Origin of the sequence: Vibrio nereis NBRC 15637, from assembly GCF_001591105.1 — a bacterium.
GTDB lineage: Bacteria > Pseudomonadota > Gammaproteobacteria > Enterobacterales > Vibrionaceae > Vibrio > Vibrio nereis.
The window spans coordinates 198,615-225,396 of sequence record NZ_BCUD01000006.1; the positions used below are offsets into that span (position 1 = coordinate 198,615).

The 26,782-nt window shown below is 46.9% G+C and carries 27 protein-coding genes; 17 read left to right on the forward strand and 10 right to left on the reverse strand.

Annotated elements, in window-relative coordinates; all coding sequences use genetic code 11:
* The first annotated feature begins 5 nt into the window (after positions 1-5).
* Positions 6-488, forward strand: a complete 483-nt coding sequence (locus tag VNE01S_RS08885) for a YbaK/EbsC family protein (RefSeq protein WP_053394250.1) — start codon at positions 6-8, stop codon at positions 486-488.
* A gap of 45 nt (positions 489-533) precedes the next feature.
* On the opposite strand, the gene mscS is transcribed toward VNE01S_RS08885, so the two are convergent.
* From mscS to VNE01S_RS08910, 5 genes are all read right to left on the reverse strand, one after another.
* Positions 534-1,400, reverse strand: a complete 867-nt coding sequence (gene mscS / locus VNE01S_RS08890; protein WP_053394251.1) for a small-conductance mechanosensitive channel MscS — start codon at positions 1,398-1,400, stop codon at positions 534-536.
* 441 nt (positions 1,401-1,841) lie between these two features.
* On the reverse strand, positions 1,842-2,918 hold the full coding sequence (fbaA, locus tag VNE01S_RS08895; RefSeq protein ID WP_053394252.1) for a class II fructose-bisphosphate aldolase: 1,077 nt from the start codon (positions 2,916-2,918) through the stop codon (positions 1,842-1,844).
* Positions 2,919-3,072: 154 nt separating this feature from the next.
* Positions 3,073-4,233 (reverse strand): phosphoglycerate kinase, encoded by a 1,161-nt coding sequence (locus tag VNE01S_RS08900; RefSeq protein ID WP_053394253.1) that lies wholly within the window; start codon positions 4,231-4,233, stop codon positions 3,073-3,075.
* A 151-nt stretch (positions 4,234-4,384) separates the two neighbouring features.
* Positions 4,385-5,410, reverse strand: coding sequence for an erythrose-4-phosphate dehydrogenase (gene epd / locus VNE01S_RS08905; protein ID WP_053394254.1), 1,026 nt, complete (start codon positions 5,408-5,410; stop codon positions 4,385-4,387).
* Positions 5,411-5,533: 123 nt separating this feature from the next.
* Positions 5,534-7,474: a ligand-gated channel protein gene (locus VNE01S_RS08910; RefSeq protein WP_053394255.1), complete on the reverse strand. Its 1,941-nt coding sequence runs from the start codon at positions 7,472-7,474 to the stop codon at positions 5,534-5,536.
* A 137-nt stretch (positions 7,475-7,611) separates the two neighbouring features.
* Between VNE01S_RS08910 and VNE01S_RS08915 the strand changes: the two genes are divergently transcribed.
* The gene (locus VNE01S_RS08915) at positions 7,612-8,499 is read left to right on the forward strand and encodes a LysR family transcriptional regulator (protein WP_053394256.1); all 888 of its coding nucleotides are present in this window, start codon (positions 7,612-7,614) and stop codon (positions 8,497-8,499) included.
* Between the two features lie 22 nt (positions 8,500-8,521).
* Here the strand turns inward: VNE01S_RS08915 and VNE01S_RS08920 are convergent, their stop codons facing one another.
* Positions 8,522-10,159 carry a diacylglycerol kinase family protein gene (locus tag VNE01S_RS08920; protein WP_053394257.1) on the reverse strand — a complete coding sequence of 546 codons (1,638 nt, stop codon included), beginning with the start codon at positions 10,157-10,159 and terminating at the stop codon, positions 8,522-8,524.
* A 163-nt stretch (positions 10,160-10,322) separates the two neighbouring features.
* The gene (gene tkt, locus VNE01S_RS08925; RefSeq protein WP_053394258.1) at positions 10,323-12,317 is read right to left on the reverse strand and encodes a transketolase; all 1,995 of its coding nucleotides are present in this window, start codon (positions 12,315-12,317) and stop codon (positions 10,323-10,325) included.
* A gap of 316 nt (positions 12,318-12,633) precedes the next feature.
* On the opposite strand from tkt, the gene metK reads away from it, so the two are divergent.
* The 8 genes from metK to ruvX all read left to right on the forward strand — a co-directional run bounded on the left by metK (position 12,634) and on the right by ruvX (position 19,064).
* The gene (gene metK / locus VNE01S_RS08930; RefSeq protein ID WP_053394259.1) at positions 12,634-13,788 is read left to right on the forward strand and encodes a methionine adenosyltransferase; all 1,155 of its coding nucleotides are present in this window, start codon (positions 12,634-12,636) and stop codon (positions 13,786-13,788) included.
* Positions 13,789-14,054: 266 nt separating this feature from the next.
* On the forward strand, positions 14,055-14,852 hold the full coding sequence (locus VNE01S_RS08935; protein WP_053394260.1) for a DUF2189 domain-containing protein: 798 nt from the start codon (positions 14,055-14,057) through the stop codon (positions 14,850-14,852).
* A gap of 67 nt (positions 14,853-14,919) precedes the next feature.
* The gene (locus tag VNE01S_RS08940; RefSeq protein ID WP_053394261.1) at positions 14,920-15,417 is read left to right on the forward strand and encodes a SprT family zinc-dependent metalloprotease; all 498 of its coding nucleotides are present in this window, start codon (positions 14,920-14,922) and stop codon (positions 15,415-15,417) included.
* A gap of 77 nt (positions 15,418-15,494) precedes the next feature.
* Positions 15,495-16,196, forward strand: coding sequence for an endonuclease (locus tag VNE01S_RS08945; protein ID WP_053394262.1), 702 nt, complete (start codon positions 15,495-15,497; stop codon positions 16,194-16,196).
* Positions 16,197-16,301: 105 nt separating this feature from the next.
* Positions 16,302-17,033 (forward strand): 16S rRNA (uracil(1498)-N(3))-methyltransferase, encoded by a 732-nt coding sequence (gene rsmE, locus VNE01S_RS08950; RefSeq protein ID WP_053394263.1) that lies wholly within the window; start codon positions 16,302-16,304, stop codon positions 17,031-17,033.
* A 13-nt stretch (positions 17,034-17,046) separates the two neighbouring features.
* Positions 17,047-17,997 (forward strand): glutathione synthase, encoded by a 951-nt coding sequence (gene gshB, locus VNE01S_RS08955; protein WP_053394264.1) that lies wholly within the window; start codon positions 17,047-17,049, stop codon positions 17,995-17,997.
* Positions 17,998-18,054: 57 nt separating this feature from the next.
* Positions 18,055-18,618 (forward strand): YqgE/AlgH family protein, encoded by a 564-nt coding sequence (locus tag VNE01S_RS08960; protein ID WP_053394265.1) that lies wholly within the window; start codon positions 18,055-18,057, stop codon positions 18,616-18,618.
* Between the two features lie 23 nt (positions 18,619-18,641).
* Positions 18,642-19,064, forward strand: a complete 423-nt coding sequence (gene ruvX, locus VNE01S_RS08965) for a Holliday junction resolvase RuvX (protein ID WP_053394266.1) — start codon at positions 18,642-18,644, stop codon at positions 19,062-19,064.
* A gap of 73 nt (positions 19,065-19,137) precedes the next feature.
* On the opposite strand, the gene VNE01S_RS08970 is transcribed toward ruvX, so the two are convergent.
* Positions 19,138-20,244, reverse strand: coding sequence for a PilT/PilU family type 4a pilus ATPase (locus VNE01S_RS08970; RefSeq protein WP_053394267.1), 1,107 nt, complete (start codon positions 20,242-20,244; stop codon positions 19,138-19,140).
* 11 nt (positions 20,245-20,255) lie between these two features.
* A complete protein-coding gene (locus tag VNE01S_RS08975) occupies positions 20,256-21,296 on the reverse strand; it encodes a type IV pilus twitching motility protein PilT (protein ID WP_053394268.1) in 1,041 nt (346 codons plus the stop codon).
* Positions 21,297-21,321: 25 nt separating this feature from the next.
* On the opposite strand from VNE01S_RS08975, the gene VNE01S_RS08980 reads away from it, so the two are divergent.
* The 7 genes from VNE01S_RS08980 (at position 21,322) to hemW (ending at position 26,157) form a co-directional block, all read left to right on the forward strand.
* Positions 21,322-22,038 (forward strand): YggS family pyridoxal phosphate-dependent enzyme, encoded by a 717-nt coding sequence (locus VNE01S_RS08980; RefSeq protein WP_053394269.1) that lies wholly within the window; start codon positions 21,322-21,324, stop codon positions 22,036-22,038.
* 19 nt (positions 22,039-22,057) lie between these two features.
* The gene (gene proC / locus VNE01S_RS08985; RefSeq protein ID WP_053394270.1) at positions 22,058-22,876 is read left to right on the forward strand and encodes a pyrroline-5-carboxylate reductase; all 819 of its coding nucleotides are present in this window, start codon (positions 22,058-22,060) and stop codon (positions 22,874-22,876) included.
* Between the two features lie 36 nt (positions 22,877-22,912).
* A complete protein-coding gene (locus VNE01S_RS08990; RefSeq protein WP_053394271.1) occupies positions 22,913-23,470 on the forward strand; it encodes a YggT family protein in 558 nt (185 codons plus the stop codon).
* The gene (gene yggU / locus VNE01S_RS08995; RefSeq protein ID WP_053394272.1) at positions 23,470-23,760 is read left to right on the forward strand and encodes a DUF167 family protein YggU; all 291 of its coding nucleotides are present in this window, start codon (positions 23,470-23,472) and stop codon (positions 23,758-23,760) included. The genes VNE01S_RS08990 and yggU overlap by 1 nt, the downstream gene beginning before the upstream one ends.
* A 68-nt stretch (positions 23,761-23,828) precedes the next feature.
* Positions 23,829-24,260 (forward strand): DUF4426 domain-containing protein, encoded by a 432-nt coding sequence (locus tag VNE01S_RS09000; protein ID WP_053394273.1) that lies wholly within the window; start codon positions 23,829-23,831, stop codon positions 24,258-24,260.
* Positions 24,261-24,379: 119 nt separating this feature from the next.
* On the forward strand, positions 24,380-24,976 hold the full coding sequence (locus tag VNE01S_RS09005) for an XTP/dITP diphosphatase (protein WP_053394274.1): 597 nt from the start codon (positions 24,380-24,382) through the stop codon (positions 24,974-24,976).
* Positions 24,976-26,157 (forward strand): radical SAM family heme chaperone HemW, encoded by a 1,182-nt coding sequence (hemW, locus tag VNE01S_RS09010; protein WP_053394275.1) that lies wholly within the window; start codon positions 24,976-24,978, stop codon positions 26,155-26,157. Before VNE01S_RS09005 ends, hemW begins: the two co-directional genes overlap by 1 nt.
* Here hemW and VNE01S_RS09015 read toward each other — a convergent pair.
* The gene (locus VNE01S_RS09015; protein ID WP_053394276.1) at positions 26,154-26,780 is read right to left on the reverse strand and encodes a DNA-3-methyladenine glycosylase family protein; all 627 of its coding nucleotides are present in this window, start codon (positions 26,778-26,780) and stop codon (positions 26,154-26,156) included. The genes hemW and VNE01S_RS09015 overlap by 4 nt on opposite strands.
* Positions 26,781-26,782: the final 2 nt, after the last annotated feature.

Sequence of the window (26,782 nt, forward strand, 5' to 3'; positions counted from 1 at the left end):
GAGTTATGGAAATACTAGAAAAAATTTATCACTTCAATACCCAGTTATTAAGTCAGTTAGACATACGCTATACAGAGTGGACGCATGAGCCGATACTAGACTTCGAAACCGACATCAAAGTCGCCAATCAGCTAGGCTGGACAGGAACTCACAGTAAGAGCTTGTTTTTGAAGATGAAGCCGTCAGGATACGCTCTATACATAACGGATAAAGACAGCCGGCTGGATAGTAAGGCGATAAAAAACGTCGCAGGGAAAAGAGTTTCGATCGTAAGCAATGAAGAAATGACAGATCTCACTGGCTGTATACCTGGTGCCGTATGCCCTTTTGGCCTGCCTGAAGAGATTACCATTTTTGTCGACCGTCAGCTTTACCTGCATGATGAGATTCTTTATACACCAGGGCTTCCTGAACGAACCATTGGCTTTGCGGGTGCGGAGCTACCGAAGATCCTTAAACACCTACCAAATCCTCACTTTGAAATATAGAAAAAGCGAGGCCAATGCCTCGCTTTCGAATATCTCTCGCTTTGATTAAGCTTCGACTTTGTTTAGATGAACGTCCATCTGTGGGAATGGAATTTCGATACCATTTTCATCCAACGCTTCTTTGATAGCCAGCATTGAGTCAAAGTATACATCCCAGTAATCCGCTGTTTTAACCCATGGGCGCACAACAAAGTTTACTGAAGAGTCTGCCAGTGTGTGTACACCGATGGTAATGTCTGGATTCTTCAGAATACGGCTGTCTTTTTCTAGCGTCTCGCGAAGCACTTGCTTTGTCTTCTTTAGATCCGCACTGTATGAAACACCAATAACCAAGTCAATACGACGAGTCGCGTGGCGAGAATAGTTTGTAATCGGCCCGCCAATCACGCCTGAGTTTGGAACCACAACCATTTTGTTGTCTGGTGTTTTAAGTACTGTTTGGAAAATTTGGATCGCTTCAACACTGCCTGCAACCCCACCAACTTCTACGTAGTCACCCGACTTAAATGGACGGAATGCAACGATCAGAACGCCCGCCGCAAAATTCGATAGTGATCCTTGAAGAGCAAGACCAACAGCAAGACCAGCCGCACCAATAACCGCCACGACAGATGCTGTCTGCACACCTACTCGACCAAGAGCGGCAATCAATACAATGATGAACAATAGGTAACGTACAAGACCATGAATAAACTCAACAACCGCTTTATCCATGTTTTTCTTTTCTAGAACTTTAGAAACACTGCCCGCTACCGCTTTTACGATGATGTTACCGATAAACAGAATAATCAGCGCAGAAAGAATATTCACACCATATTGAATAAGTAGATCTGAGTTATTCGTCAGCCACTTTTCCGCCTGGGAAAGCCCTTCAACAATCGGTGCTTCCACGCCCATTGATTCACCTGCCATAATTCGTATCCTCTAAATACAGATTCTTATTTAACTTAAAGTTTTTCAAAAAATATGAGTCACAAAACCTGAGACTCTAAATCTTAACTACATCCATATTGTTAAACTGACCGAACGTCAGAATTTTGGCACAATATCTTAAAATTGATTTTTACAAGTCAGATTTCTGCAAATACCTATGAAACAAGTGGTTATATGTATTGCTTGATATCGGCTTGTTACAGGGTACGTAAAGGTTTTACATTTCGCCAGATTTTTTGCGTAGTTTTGCACCACATGGTGAATATTCATACAAAAGATATTCATTCCTTACATCAATGATATCTGGACGAATAAAAACGAATGGATATATCAGAAAGGTTATTTACATCTAATCTAAGTAATAGGTAATAAAAAACCCGCTCAATGAGCGGGTTTTAAGAACTAATTTAACGTCGTCGATTATAGTACGTCAACTGCGTTAAGGTCAGCAAATGCTTTCTCAAGACGAGCAACCATTGAAGCTTGACCAGCACGTAGCCATACGCGTGGATCGTAGTACTTCTTGTTTGGTGCATCTTCACCAGTTGGGTTACCGATTTGACCTTGTAGGTAATCGTGGTTTTCCGCTTCGTACTGACGGATACCATCCCAAGTTGCCCACTGTGTATCAGTATCGATGTTCATTTTGATAACACCGTAGCCGATAGACTCTTGGATTTCTTCTTGAGAAGAACCAGAACCACCGTGGAATACGAAGTTTAGAGAGTTCGCTGGAAGACCGAATTTCTCTGAAACGTGTGCTTGAGAATCACGTAGGATAGTTGGAGTTAGAACAACGTTACCAGGCTTGTAAACACCGTGTACGTTACCGAAAGATGCTGCGATAGTGAAACGTGGGCTTACTGCGCTTAGTTTTTCGTATGCGTATGCAACGTCTTCTGGAGAAGTGTATAGCTCAGACGCATCCATATCAGAGTTGTCAACGCCATCTTCTTCACCACCAGTACAACCTAGTTCGATCTCTAGAGTCATGTTCATCTTAGCCATACGCTCTAGGTATTTAGCACAGATTTCGATGTTTTCTTCTAGAGACTCTTCAGAAAGGTCGATCATGTGAGAAGAGAATAGAGGCTTACCAGTTTGAGCGAAGTACTCTTCACCAGCGTCTAGTAGACCGTCAATCCATGGAAGAAGTTTCTTAGCCGCGTGGTCAGTGTGCAGGATAACTGGCACACCGTAAGCTTCTGCTACTGCGTGTACATATTTAGCACCCGCTACAGCACCAAGGATTTGAGCACCTTGACCTTCAAGTTTAACGCCTTTACCAGCGAAGAAACCAGCACCACCGTTAGAGAACTGAACTACAACTGGAGCTTTAACTTTTGCTGCAGCTTCTAGTACTGCGTTAACAGAATCAGTACCAACAACGTTTACAGCTGGAAGCGCGAAGTTGTTCTCTTTTGCTACTTCAAATACTTTCTGAACGTCATCGCCAGAGATAACACCTGGTTTTACGAAATCGAAGATCTTAGACATGGATGTAATCCTATTTATCTGTCGTTTTAAAATAAAACTTGTTAAGTTTAAATTCTTGCAAACGTTTGCTCACAACGCTGGCCATTCTAACAAAGAATAGTGTGGCATGCAGCAAACAAGAAAGCGGGAGAATCACTCCCCCGCTTCCATTTAATTACTTAGCGCGCGCTTCTAGCATTTCTACTGCTGGAAGAACTTTACCTTCTACAAACTCAAGGAAAGCACCGCCGCCCGTTGAGATGTAAGAAACGTCAGCTTTGATACCGAACTTGTCGATAGCTGCTAGTGTGTCACCACCACCAGCAACAGAGAAGCCTTCAGAAGCTGCGATAGCTTCAGAGATGCCTTTCGTACCCGCTTCAAAGTTCTTGAATTCGAATACGCCTACTGGGCCATTCCATAGGATAGTCTTTGCATTCTTAAGGATTTCTGCCAATTCAGCCGTTGAATCAGGGCCTAGGTCGAAGATCATGTCGTCGTCTTGTACGTCAGCAACGTTCTTGATTTCAGCTTCTGCGTTTTCATCAAATGCTTTTGCACATGCAACGTCAGTCGCTACTGGAATCGCACATTCGTCCATTAGCTTTTTAGCTGTGTCGACTAGGTCTGCTTCGTATAGAGACTTACCAACGTTGTGGCCAGCCGCTGCGATGAATGTGTTTGCGATACCGCCACCAACGACTAGTTGGTCAGCAATTTTAGATAAAGACTCAAGAACAGTCAGCTTAGTTGAAACTTTTGAACCACCAACGATAGCAACCATTGGACGCTCTGGTTTGTCCATTGCTTTACCTAGCGCTTCTAGCTCGTTCGCAAGAAGAGGGCCAGCACAAGCGATTGGTGCGTTCATGCCAACACCGTGAGTTGACGCTTGAGCACGGTGAGCCGTACCGAATGCATCCATTACGAATACGTCACATAGTGCAGCGTATTTCTTAGATAGCTCTTCTTCGTTTTTCTTCTCACCTTTGTTGAAGCGAACGTTTTCTAGCACAACCAGCTCACCAGCATTCAGCTCTAGGCCATCTAGGTAGTCTTTTGCTAGCTTAACTTCGCAATCTAGTGCGTCGTTTAGGTAGTTTACAACAGGTTGTAGAGAGAACTCTTCAGCGTACTCACCTTCCGTTGGGCGACCTAGGTGAGAAGTAACCATAACTTTCGCGCCTGCTTCTAGACAGTGCTTGATAGTAGGTAGAGAAGCTAGGATACGTGCATCAGAAGTCACTTTGCCTTCTTTCACTGGTACGTTTAGGTCCGCACGGATAAATACACGTTTACCTGCTAGATCCAGGTCAGTCATCTTGATTACAGACATGATGTGTCCTCTCAAATATTCAAAAAGTAAAGTTTTCAGCAGCCCGGCAACCCTGCCAAGCCTGTTAATTCTTCAAACTGGTTTTGATATGGAGATATTGAATATTTATTTCAAGGGGAAAATAAATATTTCTCCAAAACTGCAAGATAGCTTACTTTGCAGCCTGCATTGCGAGCGCAGTATCCAGCATGCGGTTCGCAAAGCCCCATTCGTTATCACACCAAACAAGCATTTTTACTAATTGCCCGTTACTCACTCGTGTCTGTGAACCATCGACAATCGCGCTATGGGGATCGTGATTAAAGTCGATAGAAACAAGCGGCGCTTCAGTATAGTCAACTATGCCCTGTAATGTACACTGAGATGCGTTAACAATGGTTTGATTTACGTCATTAACTTTCACATTTGTATTAATCGTAACACTTAAATCCATCGCTGTGACGTTGACAGTCGGCACTCGGACTGAAATTGCTTCGAATTTGTTGGAAAATTTCGGGAATATTCTTTCAATTCCTTTATGCAACTTAGTGTCCACAGGAATGATAGATTGACTGGCTGCGCGGGTACGTCGAAGATCAGAATGATAAGCGTCAATCACTTGCTGATCATTCATAGAAGAGTGGATGGTAGTGATGGTGCCGGAGTCGATGCCAAATGCATCATCCAGTGCTTTAATGATCGGCACAATACAGTTTGTGGTACAAGAACCGTTAGAGACAACATTATGCTCGGCTGTCAGTGTATCGTGATTCACACCATAGATGATGGTGTTATCGACATCATTCGCTCCTGGGTGCGAGAAGAGTACTTTCTTCGCGCCGGCTTCAATATGCTCTTGCCCGTCCGCTTGAGAGCCAAAAACGCCCGTACAATCGAGTACAATATCGACTTCCAGATCACGCCACGGTAGCAAATTGATTTCTGAGAGATGAAGGATGCGAATAGGGTCAAATTCACCGCTGTCATGGTGAATGTAAATGTGTTCTTGATCGTTAGTGACTTTTTTACCAAAACGACCATGCGTCGTATCGTATTGAAGCAAGTGAGCCATCGCATCTGGCTGGGCTAGTTCATTAACCGCGACTACCTTTATTTGCTGGCTTTTGCCACTTTCATATATCGCTCTTAAGACATTACGACCGATACGTCCAAATCCATTGATCGCAACTTTTAGCATGATTCCTTCGCCCTACTGACATTTCGTGTCACAGATAGTAACTGATAAGGCTGAAAAGCGCACCTGTTGTATCGTGCTTAAGTAGGAATAAAAAGGCCGGAACAACGTCCGGCCAATTCAAGCTTAAAATGCGACATCAAGCCCTAGCCAGTAGCGACGTCCATCGCCAACATAACCGTACTCTGCGTAATCAATATCTTCATCAAGCAGGTTGTAAATAGCACCTTTTAGCGTGGTGTTATTGGTCAGTTGATAGGTAATACCCGCGTCAACAAACGTATGCCCAGGTTCGATTCTAGTTCGTGATGATGGCGTCGTTGTTGGATCCATCTCTTCACCGCGATAAGTAACTTTGGTCCAGCTCTCAAGCGCAGATGTTGTCTGCCAGCTGACGTCTAAGTTAAACAGGTGTTTTGGTAGCTGTTGCAGTGGCTGACCTTTGTATTTACCTGTTTTCTGCTCTGAGTCGTTAAATGTGTAACTTGAGCTTAGATACACCGTCTCGGTGACAGGGGTAGCTAAGGTCGCTTCGACACCTTGTGTAACCGCTTCATCGACGTTAATACGGTAAGTAGGGTCAGATCCCCACTGGTTTGGACCGTCTGTACACAGAGTATCTGGGCACGTTACTCGCGTAATTTTGTCTTTAAAGTCATTATGGAACACAGTTAAAGAGGCATCTAAGCCTGACTCATTTTGATACATCAAGCTGAGCTCTTTGTTTACTGACGTTTCAGGGGTTAGATCAGGGTTGCCGTAAATGTTACCGCCGCCACTTACCTGAGCCCACCCAGCTGTGATTTCGCGCAGTTGAGGAGAGCGGAAACCTGTCGCCACACCGCCTTTTAGTGTCCAATCCGAATCAAGACGCCACACACCGTAAGCACGCGGGCTAAAGTGAGAACCATAGTTCTCATCATGATCCAAACGTCCACCTAGTGTAAGGCTAAACGGATCCACAATGGTCCATTCATCTTCAATAAAGGCTGCCCACTTAGTGTTAGACGCTTCTGTTTGAGATGATGCCTTATTCGATGTGTAATCTTCTAGCTCTGCGCGGGTTCCTTCAACACCTGTCGTTAAGATATGAGATCCCAACTCAGTTGATAAGCTCGACTTAAACGTAGTGTTAGTGATGAGCATTTCACGCGTTTTGTTTTCACTATTCTCACGTTGCAAGTAAGTATCGGAGTGTCCTATGCCTTGCCAGTCACCACTGTGGCTGATGCTAAAGTAAGTACGGCGATAATCATTGAACGAGTCTTTTCTCGTTTCAGGAACCGATAATCCAACGTTACCTCGGCGAGTCTGCGCAGAAGTTCCCCCCTCCAATTGTACCGAGTGGTAGTCGTTAATCTGATAAGTTAGCTTTGAGCTAATACTCTGCAGATCTTTGTCTTCATAGCCATATTCAATATCATCTTCTTGTCTGGTCGTGTATTGACCAGATACCTGCATTGACAGATCTTCTGCCAATGGACCATTTAGGAAAAAGTTAGCGCTTTGTTCACCACCAGAACGGCGATCTTCTTGGATCACTGTGCCGAGTTGAATGTTACCAGTCCACTCCGTCGCATCTTTACGCGTAATGATGTTAATCACACCACCAATCGCATCAGAGCCATAAAGCGTAGACATAGGACCGCGGATCACCTCAATACGTTCGATCGCTTGTAACGGTGGAAGCCACCCTTGCTCAATACCAGGACCATCACTGTTTGGGCGTGTTTCACGTGTTGTTTGACGTTTACCATCAACCAGAATCAAGGTGTACTTTGAGCTCATACCACGAATGCTGACATCCGTTGTATCGCCACCACCAGTAACAACAACACCCGGCACACTTTTCAGTGCATCGGTAACGTCGCGGTAGTAGCGAGACTCAAGCTCATCGCGTGAAATAACGCTGATACTCGCAGGTGCATCGGCTTGAGTTTGTTCAAAACCAGATGCGGTCACAACAACTGTTTCTAGTTGGTGCGTGTCTTCAGACGCAAAGACGTAAGGTGCACTGACGAAGGCTAAAACACCAGTCGTGATCACTGGCAGTTTATGAGTGGACATTCCGATCTCCATAATTGATAATGATTATTATTTCCGAACGAGAATTATTCATAAATAGAATGAAATTCATAGAGAGACTTATGGAACGGTTCTTCCCGAATATGGAACATCAATACGGTGAGGGTGAGAAGTAATAGATGCATGACTTAGCTTCAATTCGCGCTTTTGATGCGCTTAACCAGCATAAAAGCCTGACGGCGGCGGCCAAGGCTCTTAACCAACCAAAATCAACGCTTAGTCGTAAGCTTGCTCAGTTAGAAGAAGATTTAGGCCAAGCCCTGACGACTCGGCAAGGAAACCGGCTGCTCCTAACGCGTGCTGGCGAAGTGTTTGCTCACTACAGCCGACAAATGATTGAGTTGAGCGAAGAAAGCCATGACGCGCTGCAAGGACTGAATAATCAAATCTCAGGCCAGCTTCACATTGTCTGCCACGCAGCATTAGTGCGAAGCTGGCTGGGCAGCATTCTGAATCAGTTTATTGCAGACAACCCCAATGTGCGCATTAAGCTCACCAGTGATTTTTCAGATGACCACCACGACCCAGATCTATTCATTTGGCTAGGAGATCGAAGCGGATTGGATTGGCGTAAGGAAACTTTGGGCCACTTTCGCTACACACCGTTCGCATCACGTGCGTATGTGCAAAAATATGGCCCATTTAGCCACCCAGAAGAACTAGAAAACCACCCTTGGATCGATTTTGGCTCCGTGCGAGAAAATGGCTTGATATTGGCGCATCCACAACGCGGAGAGTACTTCCTAGAACCCTTTGTCAGCCGACTTTACAGTGACAATATTGCGATGCAGATCGATACTATCGCTAACGGACATGGCGTGGGGCTACTCCCAACGTGGACAGTTAAAGGGTATGAAAAACATCACCCAGGCAGAATACAGGCTTGTCTTGAAGGCTGGCTTTCCGAGCCTATTGCGATAAATTGCTACACCCCCGCTGGCCGGCCTCCGCTGCGCCTGTCCGCTTTGCTAGAAAGCTTTCATCAGAACATTCCGCCAGGTTGGTAGTGGGTCTACACTCACTAGAGAATTAGCCTGCGGTGTCAACTCGTTTGGGGGACATCACTGATAGCGCATCCGGCTTGATCGAGACCTCGAGCGCATCGCTTTCAAACAATTCACCATCTATGACGTATTTGATTCCCTGCGGGTGGTGAATTCGAACCGACTCGACTTGGCGGTGCTCGGTAAAGCCGCCCACTTTCTCTGAGGTGAAACCTGAAACCACCAGCTCGGTTAACGAAAGCACATGCATACCTGGTGACTCGGCTTCGGGGATCCAGGTTACGTCTAGCTTTCCATCGTTAATGTCTGGCTCTCCGCTGCCTTGTGCCAATAAGGTACTAAATGGCGCCGCATTGGCGATCACCATGCTGTGCGTATCGATCACTTGCTCTTTTTCATCATCAAAACGGACGTTCAGCGACAAAACCTCACCATTCGCGACAGCGTCAAGAAACCCTTTCAAGTAGGCCCCTTGCCCATCACTGTTCTTCGCATCACGGTTAGCAAACTCGATCATTTGCTGCTCAAAACCCACAGCAGCAATCAATAATGCAATCTGCTCATTGCATTTGGCGACATCGATCTTCCTCGCCTCACCATGGATAATGGCATCACACGCCATCTCAATAGGCGTAAACTTAGAACCAATTCCCCACAAAGCATGGCAAAGCGCGTTCGCCGTACCACAAGGTAAGACTGCGAATCGTATCGGCTTTCCAACGATTTCTGAGGCCACTTCGTTTACTGTCCCATCGCCACCTGCGGCAATGATCATATCAGGCTGCTGGGTAAGAGCTTGCTTGGCTAGTTGAGTGGCGCTTACCTCCTCAGTTGTCTCTTGCACCTCGATTGAAAAATAGGGTGACAATGCTGCCATTATATTCGCTTTATTTTCGGGCCATTTGCCACCGCCAGACACCGGATTAGCAACCAGGATCACTTTGGGTTTTGCCAAACCAAATTCTTGCTTGCTCATATACTGTTGCAACGCTTTATACTGTGCCGAATTCAGTCGAGCACGATGGCGAATCGATTGAATTTGTTTCATCACCTCAGCAATGCTCTTATTTGGCGATCTGGCTAGTAAATAAGCGACCATAATCATCACAGAGCGGCCACGCCCCAGCGCGCAATGAACGACTACCGAACGGTTTTTCTTCCGCTGTGATTCAATCCAGCGTACCGCTTTTAACAGGGTGGGGAAATCAGGATAGGAGTGGTCTAAGACAGGGACATTTAGGTAGTCGATACCCTCGCCAAGCAAAGAAACATTCAGGCTTTCAAATTCTGCGGTGACATCAAGTACCGCATCAATGTTGTGTTCATGCAGAGCCTCAATATCCGTTGGAGTTAAACGTGCAGCTAGGAATAGACCGGGTTCAATACGCTGAATACTGGGCAGTGAGGTAATCGAACGTATTACGCGGTTGTAAGTGTACACGCCCAGCATAAACGGCCAAAACAAGACCCTAACGGCTTTGGGGATGGTTCCATCACTGCGTTTACGAAAAATAGCTGCATTATTTCTAAAGTAGGCCAACGCCACCAACGCCAAAGATACGGCTGTCCAAAGCATGATTAAACTGAACAACCAACCAAGGCCGAGCATTGATAAAACTAAAGCGATAATACCACCAAGCATATAATAAGCTGCTATTCGCATACACACTCCGCAATTTGGTCCCAGATACCTTCATGTGAGTATTGAGTATAGACCTTCAACTCTGTTTTTTAACTTTATCTATCAATCACTTCAGTCACAGTAATAAGAATTAAAAAAAGAGGGCCATCAATGATGGCCCTCTTTCAACAACGTTTTAGTTCGCTTACGCTAGCAATTCTTTCGCTGTGTTTACTACGTTTTCAGTTGTGAAACCGAACATCTCAAACAGCTGTCCAGCAGGCGCAGATTCACCAAAGCTCGTCATACCGATGATGCGACCATCAAAGCCCACGTACTTGTACCAGAAGTCTGCGATGCCCGCTTCGATAGCGATACGAGCTGTTACGTCTGATGGTAAAACTGCTTCGCGGTAAGCTGCGTCTTGCTTGTCGAATGCGTCTGTTGAAGGCATTGAAACAACACGTACTTGCTTACCTTCTGCAGTTAGTTGTGCTGCAGCTTCTACTGCTAGCTCAACTTCAGAACCTGTTGCGATAAGGATAAGCTCTGGCTTGCCTTCGCAATCTTTCAGGATGTAAGCGCCTTTTGCGATGTCTGCAACTTGCTCAGCCGTACGCTCTTGTTGTGCTAGGTTCTGACGCGAGAAGATAAGTGCGGTTGGCGCATCTTTACGCTCGATAGCCAGTTTCCAAGCCACTGCTGACTCAACTTGGTCACATGGACGCCATGTGCTCATGTTTGGAGTCAGACGTAGAGACGCCATTTGCTCAACTGGTTGGTGAGTTGGACCGTCTTCGCCAAGGCCGATAGAGTCGTGCGTGTAAACCTGGATGTTCTGAACTTTCATCAGAGCTGCCATGCGCATTGCATTACGTGCGTATTCCATAAACATTAGGAATGTTGCGCCGTAAGGAACGAAACCGCCATGTAGCGCGATACCGTTCATGATGGCTGTCATACCGAATTCACGCACACCGTAGTGGATGTAGTTACCAGACGCGTCATCAGCTGTTAGCGACTTAGAGCCCGACCACATAGTCAGGTTAGAAGGCGCAAGGTCAGCAGAACCACCCATGAATTCAGGCATTAGCGCACCAAATGCTTCTAACGCATTTTGAGAGGCTTTGCGTGACGCAATGTTTGCTGGGTTTGCTTGAAGATCCGCAATGATTTTGCTTGCTTTCTCTTCCCACTCTGCTGGTAGTTCACCGTTTACGCGGCGTTTGAATTCAGCTGCCAGCTCAGGGTAATCCGCTGCATATGCTTCGAATTTTTCATTCCATGTAGCTTCTTTAGCGGCACCTGCTTCTTTCGCATCCCACTCTGCATATACATCAGCTGGAATTTCAAAAGGACCGTGCTCCCAACCAAGGAACTCACGTGCTGCAGTAATTTCGTCAGCGCCTAGTGGTGCGCCGTGGCAGTCGTGTGAGCCCGCTTTGTTTGGTGAGCCAAAACCAATAATCGTTTTAGTACAGATTAGCGTTGGACGAGGATCTGCTTTTGCCGCTTCAATCGCTGCGTTGATCGCTTCTGGATCGTGCCCGTCTACCGCTGGGATAACATGCCAACCGTACGCTTCAAAACGCTTCGGTGTATCGTCAGAGAACCAGCCTTCCACGTCACCATCAATTGAGATGCCGTTGTCATCCCAGAATGCGATCAGTTTGCCAAGACCTAATGTACCTGCCAGAGAACATGCCTCGTGCGAGATACCTTCCATCAAACAACCGTCACCCATAAACACGTACGTAAAGTGATCAACGATGTCATGGCCTTCTTTGTTGAACTGTGCCGCTAGCGCTTTCTCTGCCAACGCCATACCAACCGCGTTGGTGATACCTTGACCTAAAGGACCAGTCGTAGTCTCGATACCTGGTGCGTAGCCGTACTCTGGGTGACCCGGAGTCTTAGAGTGCAACTGACGGAAGTTTTTCAGATCATCAATTGATAGCTCGTAACCGCTTAGGTGAAGCAGAGAGTAAATCAACATAGAACCGTGGCCGTTTGAAAGCACAAAGCGGTCGCGATCGGCCCACTCTGGGTTAGTTGGGTTGTGATTTAGGTGAGAGCGCCAAAGAACTTCGGCGATATCAGCCATACCCATAGGTGCACCTGGGTGGCCAGAGTTGGCTTTTTGAACGCCATCCATGCTTAAAGCGCGGATTGCATTGGCAAGATGTTTACGAGACGACATGTCTGCTCCTGAGTACATTAAGCGATACGAAAAATTTGGTTAATAATTCTCTCAAAGCACCACAGGGTGTGCAAACGTTTTCCAAGCCAAGACCTCACAATTGTTGCACCTTTTATCCCAATTCCTACTGATTTAATTTAATCAAGCGAAACTAAGCAAACGTTTGGTTATAACAAAAACCAAAAAAGAGCTTGTAATTCGAGCAATCAAAATTAGAATAGCCGTCTAGATGTAGATACACCTGCATATATTAGTATTATTTTGCGCTGGAGCGTTTATCATGCTCCGGTTTTAAACCAGATATAGTGGAGCTAACATGGCTAAGCACCTGTTTACTTCTGAGTCAGTATCAGAAGGTCATCCAGATAAAATTGCAGACCAGATTTCTGATGCGGTTCTTGACGCGATTCTAGAGCAAGATCCTAAGGCTCGTGTTGCATGTGAAACTTACGTAAAAACCGGCATGGTAATGGTCGGTGGTGAAATCACAACTTCAGCATGGGTAGACATCGAAGAGCTAACTCGTGAAACCGTTCGCGAAATCGGCTACGTGCACTCAGACATGGGCTTTGACGCTAACTCTTGTGCGGTACTGAACACCATCGGTAAGCAGTCTCCAGACATCAACCAAGGTGTTGATAAAGCAGACCCTAAAGAACAAGGTGCAGGCGACCAAGGCATTATGTTCGGTTACGCATGTAACGAAACTGACGTGCTAATGCCAGCGCCAATCACTTACTCTCACCGTCTTGTGCAAAAGCAAGCGGAAGTGCGTAAAAACGGCACACTACCTTGGTTGCGTCCAGACGCAAAATCACAGGTAACGTTCCAATACGACCAAGGCAAGATCGTTGGTATTGACGCAGTTGTACTTTCAACTCAGCACTGTGACTCAATCTCTACGCCTGACCTACGCGAAGCGGTGATGGAAACAATCATCAAGCCGGTACTGCCTGCTGAATGGATCAACAAAGACACAGACTTCTTCATCAACCCAACCGGTCGTTTCGTAATCGGTGGCCCAATGGGTGACTGTGGTCTAACAGGTCGTAAGATCATTGTTGACACTTACGGCGGTGCAGCGCGTCACGGTGGTGGTGCATTCTCTGGTAAAGATCCATCAAAAGTTGACCGTTCTGCAGCATACGCAGCACGTTACGTAGCGAAAAACATCGTTGCCGCTGGTATGGCTGACCGTTGTGAAATCCAACTGTCTTACGCAATCGGTGTGGCGGATCCTACCTCTATCATGGTGGAAACGTTCGGTACTGAGAAAGTCTCTCACGACGTTATCGTTAAAGCGGTTCGCCAGTTCTTTGACCTGCGTCCATACGGCCTACAAGAAATGCTTAACCTTCTTCAGCCTATCTATAAGAAGACCGCAGCATACGGTCACTTCGGTCGCGAAGAATTCCCATGGGAAGCAACAGACAAAGCAGCACTTCTGCGCGAGTTTGCTGGTATTAAATAATTTAATACCTCACCCATATCAAACACGAAAGAGCTTCTGGGCAACCAGAAGCTCTTTTTTATTGCGCATAAAAGCACACAACAAATTTGTATTTTTTTGCCAAGCGGTCAATAGTTAAGAGTATGTTAACGAGCTAAGTCCTCCGGCTCAGTTCGTTGATACAATAAACTCTTGCCCCCAACAGAAGTCACGCAAGCCGGGCATCGAGTTTCAAACGCACCAAGCATATCGCTTGGTGAGAACAGAGAATCGATCAAGGAGGATCTATGCCTCGTACGGTGAACCAACATGACTTCAGCAACAAGCGAAAGGAAGTCTCAGATAAAGAATATGCTCGCACGATACCTTGCAACCAACTGAGCATATCCGCTCCTTTTCATTGGTTGTCCCTCGGACTGCATGACTTTGTCCGCATGCCACTCATCAGTGCATTTTACGGGCTCTGCTTCATGGCCGCCGCGGTGGGTATCGTACTGTTAGTGCAATGGCAAGGCACACACCTAGTCGTACTACCGAGCCTAATTGTTTACATGTTAATCGGCCCATTTTTAGCACTCGGCCTATACGACGCGAGCTGGGAGCGAGAAAAAGGCCACAAAGCCAGTCTGTTCCACTCAATGAAAGCGATTGGACGTAACTCAACCTCTCAATGGGCATTTGCGGTTTTACTCGCGGTAGCAATGATCTTTTGGATGCGTATCGCAGCCCTGCTTCATGCTCTTTACCCATCAGTGCAAGGCGCGCCGCTGGCTGACTTCTTACCTTTCTTGGTGATCGGCTCGCTGGTGGGCTTTGTGCTTGCAGCAGTAGTGTTCAGCATCTCTGCATTTTCAATTCCACTAATGATGGAACGCCGCGTTGACGTTATGACTGCGGTATTCAGTAGCTTTAACGCGGTGAAATCGAATATTCCAGCGATGATCGTGTGGGCACTACTGATCTGCGGCGGTATTTTGGTCGGCTTTGCCACTTACGGGATCGGAATGCTGTTTACCATGCCTATCTTAGGTTATGCGACCTGGCATGGTTACCATGAGACCATTAAGAAAAAACATACTCCTTAACTTCTCAGTAAGATTCGGTTTATGATGCGCCCCAGCCATTGTGCTGGGGTTATTTTTGGGAGTAAGGGTGGATATAGAAACGCATTATCAGATCAATAAGGTGGTTGCTCGTTGCATCCAACAGGCGCAAACCGCATTTCAGCGCACATTTCCTTCCCCTTCCGTGCATTTCAAACTCAGAGGCAAAGTCGCGGGTAAAGCCTACCTGAACCTAAATGAGATCCGCTTAAATCCAGTGCTATTCAAAGAAAACCGGCAGGCTTTCCTAGCTGAAGTGATCCCCCATGAGATCGCACATTTAATTACACACCAAGTGTATGGTCGTGTCCGACCACACGGCAAAGAGTGGCAAGGCGTGATGGAGTCGGTATTTGCCGTCCCAGCCAAAACGACTCACAGTTTCTCTGTGAAATCAGTGCAAGGGAAAACCTTTGAATACCAATGTGCTTGTACTACCTACCCGCTTTCGATTCGTCGCCATAACAAAGTAATGCGTCATCAAGCTTCTTACCGCTGCCAGCAATGCGATCACACCCTGATGTTTACTGGCAAGCAGCTCTCATAGTTGATTTAAAACTCTTTAATTGATCATTATTCTGCGTGTTAGACTTAATTATCTAATACTTTTCTAATACGCGATTTATGAAGTTATTCTCCGTTATTGCTGTCGCTGTCACGCTGTTTTCCAGCTCAGCGTTTGCAGCCCCTCCCAGCTCGTTTTCAAAAGCGAAAAAAGAAGCAGTAAAAATCTACGCTGACCACCCAACCAGCTTTTACTGCGGCTGTGATATTCAATGGAAAGGGCGTAAAGGTGTGCCCGATTTACAATCGTGCGGCTATCAAGTTCGCAAACAACAAAAACGCGCCTCGCGGATTGAATGGGAGCATGTTGTTCCTGCTTGGCAATTCGGTCATCAACGCCAATGTTGGCAAAACGGTGGACGTAGAAACTGTAAGAAAAAAGATAAAACGTTCCGCATGATGGAAGCCGATCTACACAACTTGACCCCCGCCATTGGTGAGGTAAACGGCGATCGTTCTAACTACAACTTCAGCCAATGGAACGGTATTGATGGGGCGACCTATGGACGCTGCGAAGTACAGGTTAACTTTAAACAACGTAAGGTCATGCCACCTGATCGCGCCAAAGGTTCCATCGCTCGTACTTACCTCTACATGAGTAAAGAGTACGGTTTTAAGCTGTCAAAACAGCAAACCAATTTGATGACCGCATGGAATAAACTTTACCCCGTCGACACGTGGGAATGTGAACGAGAAGCGCGAATTTTCAAAGTTCAGGGAAACCACAACCCATACGTCTTTGAAGCCTGCAGAGCGCACTAATCAACACGGCGTTTCTTAGCCACAAAGAAACGCCTTTTCCCCTTGTTTTTTCGTGACAAAGCATCCATGTTAGGGATTAACTTTAACTCTCTTGCTGGAAATCTCATGCGAATCCCACGAATTTATCATCCAGAAACCATCCACCAGCTCGGTGAAGTGTCACTGAGCGAAGACGCTGCCGGCCATATTGGGCGCGTTTTGCGTATGAAAGAAGGCCAAGAAGTCCTTCTGTTTGATGGTAGTGGGGCGGAGTTTCCGGCAGTCATTTCCAATGTGTCGAAAAAGTCAGTCGAGGTGGAGCTAAAAGAGCGTATAGAGCGCAGCTCTGAATCTCCTCTAGATTTGCACCTTGGACAGGTAATTTCTCGTGGCGATAAGATGGAATTCACCATCCAGAAGTCTGTAGAATTAGGCGTTAACACCATTACGCCACTGATCTCTGAACGATGTGGTGTCAAACTTGACCAAAAACGTTTTGAGAAAAAACTCGCCCAGTGGCAGAAGATTGCTATTAGTGCATGCGAGCAGTGCGGACGTAATACTGTACCGGAAATTCGTCCTATCATGCATTTAGACGAATGGTGCGCTGAAGAATACGATGGCCTCAAGCTCAACTTGCACCCACGCGCAAAATACTCCATCAATACGCTTCCGACACCGGTAGAAAAAGTCCGCCTACTGATTGGCCCTGAAGGTGGCTTGTCCGCAGAAGAAATCGACAAAACCCGAGAGTATCAATTTGAAGAGACGCTACTTGGTCCACGCGTTTTGCGTACTGAAACCGCGGCTCTAACCGCTATTACTGCCCTTCAAGTTCGTTTCGGCGATCTTGGTTAAACGGAGAACAACAATGATCAAATTAGGTATTGTGATGGACCCTATCTCGTCCATTAACATCAAAAAAGACTCTAGCTTTGCCATGATGCTTGAAGCGCAGCGCCGCGGCTACGAAATCCACTACATGGAAATGAACGATCTGCACCTAGACCAAGGTGTGCCCGTCGCCGACACCAAAGTGATAGAGCTAAAAGAAGATCCCAATGGCTGGTACGAATTTAAATCAGAACAAACGATCGTTCTTTCTGAGTTAGATGCCGTACTGATGCGTAAAGATCCTCCATTTGATACCGAGTTCATCTACGCAACCTATATTCTTGAACGAGCGGAAGAAAAAGGCACATTGATCGTCAACAAGCCGCAAAGTCTGCGCGACTGTAACGAAAAACTGTTTACCGCTTGGTTCCCAGAGCTGACGCCAACGACTGTGGTCACGCGCAAAGCAGAGAAGATCAAAGCGTTCCGCGAAGAACACGGTGATGTGATCTTAAAACCGCTTGACGGTATGGGCGGTGCATCGATCTTCCGTGTAAAAGAGAACGATCCAAACGTATCGGTGATCATCGAAACGCTGACTAACCACGGGCAGAACTACGCCATGGCGCAGACTTTCGTGCCAGACATCAGCAACGGAGACAAACGCATCCTAGTGGTGGATGGCGAAGCAATGCCTTACTGCTTGGCGCGTATTCCTGCTAAAGGCGAAACGCGTGGCAACCTAGCAGCCGGTGGCACTGGTGAAGCACGTCCACTTAGTGAGACAGATAAACAGATCGCAGCGGCTGTAGCGCCTACACTTAAAGAAAAAGGTCTGATATTCGTTGGCCTAGACGTTATTGGCGATAAGCTGACCGAGATTAACGTAACAAGTCCAACTTGTATTCGTGAAATCGAAGCAGCATTTGGTATCTCGATTACCGGCAAGCTGATGGATGCGATTGAACGTCGTATCAATAAACAGTAAGCATTGCCTTATGAGTTTGGGGCGGGATTGTCTGCCCCGTGATAAGTTGGAGTGTTTATGAATTTAACCAACCATTTTTTAGTGGCGATGCCGGGGATGAAAGATCCCTATTTTCAACGCAGCGTAATCTATGTGTGTGAACACAATGAAGATGGTGCGATGGGCCTGATGATTAATGCTCCGATTGATATCACCGTTGGAAAAATGCTGAAACAAGTGGATGTACAGCCTGTTCACCCACAATTGCATACCGAGAGCTTAGAAAGACCAGTTCTCAACGGTGGTCCGGTTTCGAATGATCGTGGCTTTATCCTTCACCACCCCAAAGATAAGTACGAATCCAGTATTCAGATGACCGACAATATCTCGGTGACAACCTCTCGCGATATTCTCAGTGTACTGGGCACAGAAGCTGAACCGAATAAGTACCTGGTTGCTTTAGGCTATTCAGGTTGGGAAGCCGGTCAATTAGAAATTGAGCTATCGGAAAATTCTTGGCTAACCATTGAGGCCGACCCTGACGTTATTTTCAACACACCTATCAATGAGCGCTGGCAGAAAGCCGTGCAAATGTTAGGAATTGATGCTTCTCAGCTATCCAGCGAAATTGGTCACGCGTAATTATTTAAGAGACACATAAGACTATGTCTAGAACTATCATGGCCTTTGATTTTGGCACTAAAAGTATCGGCAGTGCTATCGGCCAAGAGATCACGGGGACCGCATCCCCACTCAGAGCATTTAAAGCGAATGACGGTATTCCAAACTGGGATGATATCGAAAAGCTCATTAAGGAGTGGCAACCACACTTATTGGTCGTCGGTCTGCCCACCGACCTGCGCGGTAAAGATTTGGAAACCATCACTCCCCGAGCAAAAAAGTTTGCCAACCGTCTCCATGGCCGTTTTGGCCTGCCTGTTGAACTGCATGACGAAAGACTGTCTACCACAGCGGCGCGAGCAGAACTGTTTGAAATGGGGGGCTATAAAGCGCTGAGTAAAGGCAATGTCGATTGCCAATCGGCGGTGGTCATTCTTGAAAGTTGGTTTGAAGCTCAATGGGGCTAATCTAATTTCGCGCACGATCATAAAAAAGGCTTGGTTTTCACCAAGCCTTTGTTGTTCTTAAGCGACTGAACAATTAACCCATGTCTATCTTCACATGTTCCAGTGAACCACCAGCCAAAGAGTCTCCGCGCTTAGTCTTCAGCATAATACGAAGATCATTGGCAGAATCTGCACTATGCAGCGCATCTTCTTCATTGATCTTTCCATCCACCACAAGCTGATACAGAGACTGATCGAAGGTTTGCATACCGAACTCTGTGGACTTCGCCATGGTTGATTTCAGTTCATGCAGATCACCTCGGCGGATCAAATCCGATACGCGTGGGCTGTTTAGCAAGATCTCAAATACACCATGGCGCCCTCGCCCATTCTTGTCTCGAATGAGCTGCTGGCCAACCACACCCCGCAAGTTCATCGAAAGATCAAACAAGAACTGCTGCTTTTGCTCTTTTGGCACAAGGTGCAAGATACGTTCAAGCGCTTGGTTGGCATTGTTGGCATGTAATGTCGCCATACACAAATGCCCTGTTTCAGCAAAGGTCATCGCGTACTCCATGGTTTCTCGGGTACGGATCTCACCAATCAAAATCATATCTGGCGCTTGGCGAAGTGAGTTTTTCAGCGCCACTTCATAGCTTTCTGTATCTAACCCCACTTCACGTTGAGTCACAATACAGCGTTTGTGTTCATGCACAAATTCAATCGGATCTTCAATTGTTAAGATATGGCCAGTCCGGTTCGAGTTGCGAAAGCCAGTCATGGCTGCCATGGTAGTCGACTTACCGGACCCTGTAGCCCCTACCACCAGCACCAAACCGCGCTTAGCAATGGACAAGTTCTGCAACACATCCGGCAGCCGAAGATCGTCAAACGTCGGGATGGTCGTTTCAATACGACGAACGACCGCTCCCGGCAGTTCGCGCTGATAAAACGCTGAAATACGATAACGGCCAAAATCGCGTACTATGGCAAAGTTTGCTTCCTTACTCTGCATAAACTCATTGTGACGCTCTTGATCCATCATTGTGCCCAGAAGGCTATCCACATCAGACAAGCTTAGCTTTTCACCATGAGCACGAAGCTCACCATCTACGCGATACAAAACGGGAGCACCAACGGTAATATACAGATCCGATGCTTTTTGATTATTCATTCCCTGCAGGAACGTATTGATATCCATAGTTACCTCTATCAGAACACGCTGTGTGATTCAGTGCCGATTTTTTTGGCGACTTCATCAGGCTCGACCATCCCTTTGGCAATCAACTGAGACCCGTTCTGCTCCATGGTTTGCATACCATAGGCCGCACCCGTTTGAATGATTGAATACATCTGAGCCACTTTATCTTCACGGATCAGGTTTCGAATGGCTGGTGTCGCCATCATAATTTCATGGCAAGCGGTACGACCACCTCCAACACGCTTAAGCAGTTTTTGTGCGATCACCGCTCGCAACGATTCAGACAACATGGAGCGAACCATTTCTTTATCCGTTCCCGGGAATACATCAATAATACGGTCGACTGTTTTCGCTGCGCTACTGGTATGCAACGTACCAAACACTAAGTGACCCGTTTCGGCTGCTGTCAAAGCCAAGCTGATCGTTTCTTGATCTCTCAGCTCACCGACTAAAATCACATCCGGGTCTTCACGCAAAGCACTACGTAACGCATTGCTAAAGCTGTGTGTATCACGGTGCACTTCTCGTTGGTTGATCAGGCATTTGTTGTTGGTGTGCACAAATTCGATCGGATCTTCGATGGTCAGAATATGCTTGTTGTGATGGCGATTGACATGATCCACCATCGCCGCCAATGTGGTCGATTTACCCGACCCCGTCGGCCCGGTCACTAATACCAAGCCCTTCTCCATATCGGCGATCTTCTCGAAGATCTCTGGCGCTTCTATTTGCGCCAATGTCGGGATCTCTTGCGGGATAGTACGAAATACCGCGGCACAGCCTCGTGCCTGGTTAAACGCGTTGACACGAAAACGCCCTACGTTAGGTAGCTCAAAAGAAAAGTCGACTTCTAAGCGTTCTTCAAACTCACTGCGCTGTGCATCGTTCATGATCTCAAAAACCAAACGATGTACATCAGAATGGCTAAAAGCTGATACGCCAAGCTTCCTTACTTCACCATCTATACGTACCATTGGGGAAACACCCGCAGAAAGATGTAGATCTGATGCATTATGCTTTACACTAAAATCCAGTAACTCAGCGATATCCATTTATTTTCCTTAAGTAAAATCTGCTATGAACAGTATTCAACAAAATATTGAACAGATCACCTCACAGATTACAGCGATACAGCAAAAATGCGGACGGTCTCGTGACTCAGTGCAACTTTTGGCTGTAAGTAAGACAAAACCTGTAGAAGCTATTCTAGAAGCGGCAAATGCAGGCCAAATTGCTTTTGGTGAGAACTATGTTCAAGAAGGGGCCAACAAAGTCGCTTACTTTACCGAGCACCATCCAAACTTACCACTAGAGTGGCATTTCATTGGCCCAATTCAGTCCAACAAGTCACGCCATGTGGCAGAAAACTTCAGTTGGGTGCACACGGTAGACCGTGCAAAAATAGCAAAACGACTCAATGAACAGCGCCCTGAAGGGATGCTACCGATCCAGGTACTGATTCAGGTTAACACCAGTGGTGAGAACTCAAAATCCGGTGCCAACGATGAAGAAGTCTTTGAGCTGGCGGCGTTGATTTCTTCATTACCGAACCTCACCTTAAGAGGATTAATGTCTATCCCAGCCAACGTGTCAGACTATCAATCTCAATTGGATGCGTTTACACAACTGGCTCAACTTAAAGCTAAGCTTGCAGACCGCTACCCAGAGCTCAACCTCGATACACTATCAATGGGTATGTCAGGCGATATGGAAGCCGCGATTGAAGCGGGAAGCACCATGGTTCGAATTGGTACGGCCATTTTTGGTGCGAGAGATTACAGCAATAAAAACTAATCAATAGGAAGAAAAAGTCATGGAACAAAAGAAGGTTACGTTTATCGGCGCTGGCAATATGGCGCGCTCTATCATCGCTGGGCTGGTAGCAAGTGGCTATCCTGCCAACTTGATCACTGCCACGGACCCAAACGAAGATCAGCGTAGTTTTCTTGCAAAGACTTATGGTATCAACACGGAAGCGGACAACCTTGCCGCAGTGAAAGACGCCGATGCCATTGTACTTGCGGTAAAACCTCAGTTAATGGAAGTGGTTGCAAACGGCCTGAGCGGTACAGATTATTCAGATAAGTTGGTTATCTCTATCGCGGCTGGCATCAGTGCGCAGCGACTTAACGAAATGTTTGGCGCAACGCTTAACCTAGTGCGCGTAATGCCAAACACACCCGCACTGGTTGGGCGTGGCATGAGCGGCTTATATGCACCTGAGCATGTTTCTGAGCAAGACAAAGCGTTTGCCGCGTCACTGCTTGAAGCCGTTGGCAAGGTGTGCTGGGTAGAGCAAGAATCTGGTATTAACAATGTGATTGCAGCAGCAGGCAGTGCGCCAGCTTATTTCTTCCTATTTATGGAAGCGATGCAAGCAGAAGCGATCGCGCAAGGCTTTGATAAAGATACCGCTCGTTTACTGGTTCAACAATCCGCCTTGGGCGCAGCAGAGATGGTAATTGCCAATGCTGATACCGAACTTTCTACATTACGTGAGCAAGTGACTTCAAAAGGTGGCACTACCGCTGAAGCCCTGCGTACATTCAACGAGCATCAGCTCTCTGACATCGTGGCAAAAGCGATGCAGGCCGCGGTGACTCGAGCTGAAGAAATGGAAAAACTATTTTAATATTGAGCATAACGCTCACCGAACTAAGGGTAACCCATGAATTCTATGAGTTTTCTGATTTCCACGGCCTTTGATCTTTATATCATGGTGGTGATCTTACGTATTTGGTTGCAAGCTGCACGAGCAGACTTCTACAACCCGTTTTCACAATTTATCGTGAAAGCAACGCAGCCGATCATTGGCCCTATGCGCCGTGTGATTCCATCGGTGGGCAACATCGACTTAGCAACAGTTTTGTTTGCGTACGTACTGTGCGTACTCAAGTTTGTCATCTTGATCATGATCGCCTCTAACGGAGCGGTCTCATTCAGCACAGACTTCCTGTTCCTAGGTGCGTTGTCACTGGTCAAAGCCGCTGGCGGATTACTTTTCTGGGTACTGTTAATTCGTGCCATCTTAAGCTGGGTTAGCCAAGGCCGCAGCCCAATTGAGTACGTATTCCACCAACTAACCGAACCTATGCTGGCTCCAATTCGCCGTGTTATCCCAGCGATGGGCGGATTTGATTTAAGCGTATTGGTTCTGTTTATCGCGCTGCAATTTGCCAACATTTTACTCGGAGACCTAATCGGTCCGATGTGGTTCCGACTATAATGATAAAGGCAGTCTGGAAAGATGGAGAAGACCTTGTCCTGCGGCTCTATATTCAACCGAAAGCCAGTCGGGACAAGATTGTTGGTTTACACGGTGATGAACTCAAGATCGCGATCACTGCGCCTCCTGTTGACGGAAAAGCCAACGCTCATCTGAGTAAGTACCTAGCCAAACAGTTTAAAGTGGCTAAGGGATTAATAAAGATAGAAAAAGGCGAGTTAGGCCGGCATAAGCAGGTCAGGGTTAACTCTCCTGTACAAATCCCGCAAGAAATTGAAGCCATCCTATGATGGCTTTTTGTTTATCGATAGCTGCAAACTGACAAGGTTTGTAGCGCACTATCGCAAAAGGAAGCACTATGAAAAAATGGATAGCACTGTTACTAGCAAGCACACTGGCCATGCCAAGCTGGGCAGAACAGTTCAAAAACATCAAAGACGTTGAGGTGCACTACTCTGCATTTAACTCGACCTTTTTGACCTCAGAGGTGGCCAGAACCTACAACCTGAAGCGCAACGGTTACTCAGCGATTTTAAACATCAGTGTGCTGGATAATTCTCAAGCAGGTAAACCCGCCATCACTGCCGACGTGTCAGGTAGCAGTAGAAACTTGATAGGACAAACGCGAGAACTGAGCTTCCGCGAAGTCAAAGAAGGTAACGCTATTTATTACCTTGCCGAATTCCCTGTCTCTGAAGAAGAGAATCTCACCTTTGATGTCAAAGTAAATGCTGGCATTAAAGGCAATGGCACATTACAGTTCACCCAGAAATTTTATGTCGAAGAGTAATTGGGTTGTGATGATCCAAATGCTTTTAGACACCCGTAGGCCAAAAGCTTACGTTTAAGTTAGACGTTATCTAGAGGAGAATCGATTGTTCTCCTTTATCGCAACAAAAAGAGAGCCCCATGAAAAAAATTGTGCTAGCCACTGGCAACCAAGGTAAAGTGCGAGAAATGGCCGATCTGCTGTCTGATTTCGGTTTTGAAGTCTTGGCACAAAGTGAGTTCAATGTATCCGACGTAGCAGAAACTGGCACGACTTTTATTGAAAACGCGATCATCAAAGCGCGCCATGCCGCGAAAGAAACGGGCTTACCCGCGATCGCGGATGACTCTGGTCTAGAAGTCGATTTTCTTCAAGGTGCACCGGGCATCTACTCTGCTCGTTATGCAGGTGAAGATGCGACAGACCAGCAGAACTTAGAAAAACTGTTACACGCACTGCAAGGTGTACCTGAAGCTGAACGCACTGCACGATTCCACTGCGTATTAGTTCTGATGCGCCACGAAAACGACCCTACGCCGATTGTTTGCCACGGCAAATGGGAAGGCCGTATCTTGACACAGGCACACGGTGAAAACGGCTTTGGTTATGATCCTGTTTTCTACGTCCCTGAAGATGATTGTGCGTCTGCTGAATTGGAACCAATACGCAAGAAGCAACTCTCTCACCGCGGTAAAGCGCTCAAGCAGCTGTTTGCTACCCTTTCTGAGCAGCCATAATGAGCCAACTAACGCCTCCTGCTTTAAGCCTTTATGTCCACATCCCATGGTGTGTACAAAAGTGCCCGTACTGCGATTTTAACTCGCACGCACTCAAAGCCGAGATCCCAGAGCAGCAGTACATCGCTGCTCTACTGGAAGATCTCGACAGCGATATCGAACGCTACCAGCTTAAGGCGAATCCGCGCCCGCTCCATTCGATTTTTATCGGAGGCGGTACGCCGAGCCTTATCTCCGCCGAAGGTATCGCAGACCTGTTGAAAGGCATTGAACAGCGCATTCCTTTTAAGCCTGAGATTGAGATCACCATGGAAGCCAACCCAGGCACAATTGAAGCGGAACGTTTCGCGGGCTATCGCAAAGCAGGCGTCACTCGGATCTCTATCGGTGTGCAGAGTTTTGAGCAATCGAAACTGGAAAGGTTGGGTCGTATTCACGGTCAGAACGAGGCAGTTAACGCAGCGAAATTAGCCCATCAAATCGGCTTGAACAGTTTTAACCTTGACCTGATGCACGGCTTGCCGGATCAATCCGTCGAGCAAGCGCTGGCGGACTTGGACAAAGCGATCGAACTGAACCCACCACATCTGTCGTGGTATCAGCTTACCATTGAGCCTAACACCATGTTCTACTACAAACCGCCAGCACTGCCTGACGACGACGACCTGTGGGACATTTTTGAGTTAGGCCACCAGAAGCTCGCGGCAGCAGGTTACGTCCAGTACGAAATATCAGGCTACAGCAAGCCTGGCTATCAGTGCCAGCACAACCTTAACTACTGGCGTTTTGGTGACTACTTAGGAATCGGCTGTGGCTCGCACGGCAAGCTGAGTTTTGCTGACGGGCGCATCATTCGCACCACCAAAGTGAAACACCCAAAAGGCTATTTGGCAGCGTATCAGAATATGGTCAAACCGTATTTAGACAGTGAAACGAATGTCGCGGCTGAAGATAGACCGTTTGAGTTCTTTATGAACCGCTTTAGATTGATGGAAGCGTGCCCAAAACAAGATTTTCTCGATACCACTGGTTTAGGGTTTGACGCCATAAAACCGACCATCGACTGGGCAAAAGAGATGGGTTACCTGAGCGAGTCTGAAACGCACTGGCAAATTACCGAGAAAGGCAAACTGTTTTTGAACGACCTTCTCGAAGCCTTTATGTCTGAGGACGAGGATTAATCCTCTTTCATTAGCTCTGCGTCCATCACCTCCCAAACGTGCAGGGCAAAATACGTTCGATAAGGTGTCACAGACTGAAGGATCTCCTCACTGCTGACACCTTGCTGCTCTGCCATTCGCTTTAAGCCGCGTTTTAACGCCAGATCACCGTCTGACCACACATCAGGATGAGCGAAGAAAAACATCAGTGCCATTTCAGCCGTCCACTGCCCGACGCCCCATAACTGCACCAGTTGCTCGATAATAAATTGCGCGTCGTCACTTTGATGCACCGATGGACAAATAATGCCTTCTTTGAGCGCGTGGTTGATGCCCAATAACGTCTTCACTTTGGCGTTAGACAACCCACAACCTCTTAATGTGTCGTAATGCTCTTCGACCAATAACCTAGGCAGCCCCAGATCTAACGACTGAGCCTCAACACGTTGCCAGATCGTTTTTGCTGCCGTAACAGAAAGCTGCTGCCCGGCGACCGCGCGACTTAAGTATGTAAGGAACTGCTCTTGTGGCTGCTTCTCGATATGCTGTGGGCCGTTCTTGCGCACCACCTCATGCAGCAAAGGGTAAACCACCAGCTTATTCAGTAATTCATCGTGTATCCATTCAGACTCTTGCTTCGTCATAT

Coding starts and splice junctions, on each gene's coding strand:
- gshB (WP_053394264.1), top strand. CDS start 17,047: ATGATCAAATTAGGTATTGTGATGGACCCTATCTCGTCCATTAACATC.
- fbaA (WP_053394252.1), bottom strand. CDS start 2,918: ATGTCTAAGATCTTCGATTTCGTAAAACCAGGTGTTATCTCTGGCGAT.
- VNE01S_RS08970 (WP_053394267.1), bottom strand. CDS start 20,244: ATGGATATCAATACGTTCCTGCAGGGAATGAATAATCAAAAAGCATCG.
- VNE01S_RS08980 (WP_053394269.1), top strand. CDS start 21,322: ATGAACAGTATTCAACAAAATATTGAACAGATCACCTCACAGATTACA.
- yggU (WP_053394272.1), top strand. CDS start 23,470: ATGATAAAGGCAGTCTGGAAAGATGGAGAAGACCTTGTCCTGCGGCTC.
- VNE01S_RS08960 (WP_053394265.1), top strand. CDS start 18,055: ATGAATTTAACCAACCATTTTTTAGTGGCGATGCCGGGGATGAAAGAT.
- ruvX (WP_053394266.1), top strand. CDS start 18,642: ATGTCTAGAACTATCATGGCCTTTGATTTTGGCACTAAAAGTATCGGC.
- VNE01S_RS08900 (WP_053394253.1), bottom strand. CDS start 4,233: ATGTCTGTAATCAAGATGACTGACCTGGATCTAGCAGGTAAACGTGTA.
- VNE01S_RS08945 (WP_053394262.1), top strand. CDS start 15,495: ATGAAGTTATTCTCCGTTATTGCTGTCGCTGTCACGCTGTTTTCCAGC.
- proC (WP_053394270.1), top strand. CDS start 22,058: ATGGAACAAAAGAAGGTTACGTTTATCGGCGCTGGCAATATGGCGCGC.
- VNE01S_RS08920 (WP_053394257.1), bottom strand. CDS start 10,159: ATGCGAATAGCAGCTTATTATATGCTTGGTGGTATTATCGCTTTAGTT.
- rsmE (WP_053394263.1), top strand. CDS start 16,302: ATGCGAATCCCACGAATTTATCATCCAGAAACCATCCACCAGCTCGGT.
- VNE01S_RS09000 (WP_053394273.1), top strand. CDS start 23,829: ATGAAAAAATGGATAGCACTGTTACTAGCAAGCACACTGGCCATGCCA.
- VNE01S_RS08910 (WP_053394255.1), bottom strand. CDS start 7,474: ATGTCCACTCATAAACTGCCAGTGATCACGACTGGTGTTTTAGCCTTC.
- VNE01S_RS08885 (WP_053394250.1), top strand. CDS start 6: ATGGAAATACTAGAAAAAATTTATCACTTCAATACCCAGTTATTAAGT.
- VNE01S_RS09005 (WP_053394274.1), top strand. CDS start 24,380: ATGAAAAAAATTGTGCTAGCCACTGGCAACCAAGGTAAAGTGCGAGAA.
- VNE01S_RS08935 (WP_053394260.1), top strand. CDS start 14,055: ATGCCTCGTACGGTGAACCAACATGACTTCAGCAACAAGCGAAAGGAA.
- tkt (WP_053394258.1), bottom strand. CDS start 12,317: ATGTCGTCTCGTAAACATCTTGCCAATGCAATCCGCGCTTTAAGCATG.
- mscS (WP_053394251.1), bottom strand. CDS start 1,400: ATGGCAGGTGAATCAATGGGCGTGGAAGCACCGATTGTTGAAGGGCTT.
- epd (WP_053394254.1), bottom strand. CDS start 5,410: ATGCTAAAAGTTGCGATCAATGGATTTGGACGTATCGGTCGTAATGTC.
- VNE01S_RS08975 (WP_053394268.1), bottom strand. CDS start 21,296: ATGGATATCGCTGAGTTACTGGATTTTAGTGTAAAGCATAATGCATCA.
- metK (WP_053394259.1), top strand. CDS start 12,634: ATGGCTAAGCACCTGTTTACTTCTGAGTCAGTATCAGAAGGTCATCCA.
- hemW (WP_053394275.1), top strand. CDS start 24,976: ATGAGCCAACTAACGCCTCCTGCTTTAAGCCTTTATGTCCACATCCCA.
- VNE01S_RS08915 (WP_053394256.1), top strand. CDS start 7,612: ATGCATGACTTAGCTTCAATTCGCGCTTTTGATGCGCTTAACCAGCAT.
- VNE01S_RS09015 (WP_053394276.1), bottom strand. CDS start 26,780: ATGACGAAGCAAGAGTCTGAATGGATACACGATGAATTACTGAATAAG.
- VNE01S_RS08990 (WP_053394271.1), top strand. CDS start 22,913: ATGAATTCTATGAGTTTTCTGATTTCCACGGCCTTTGATCTTTATATC.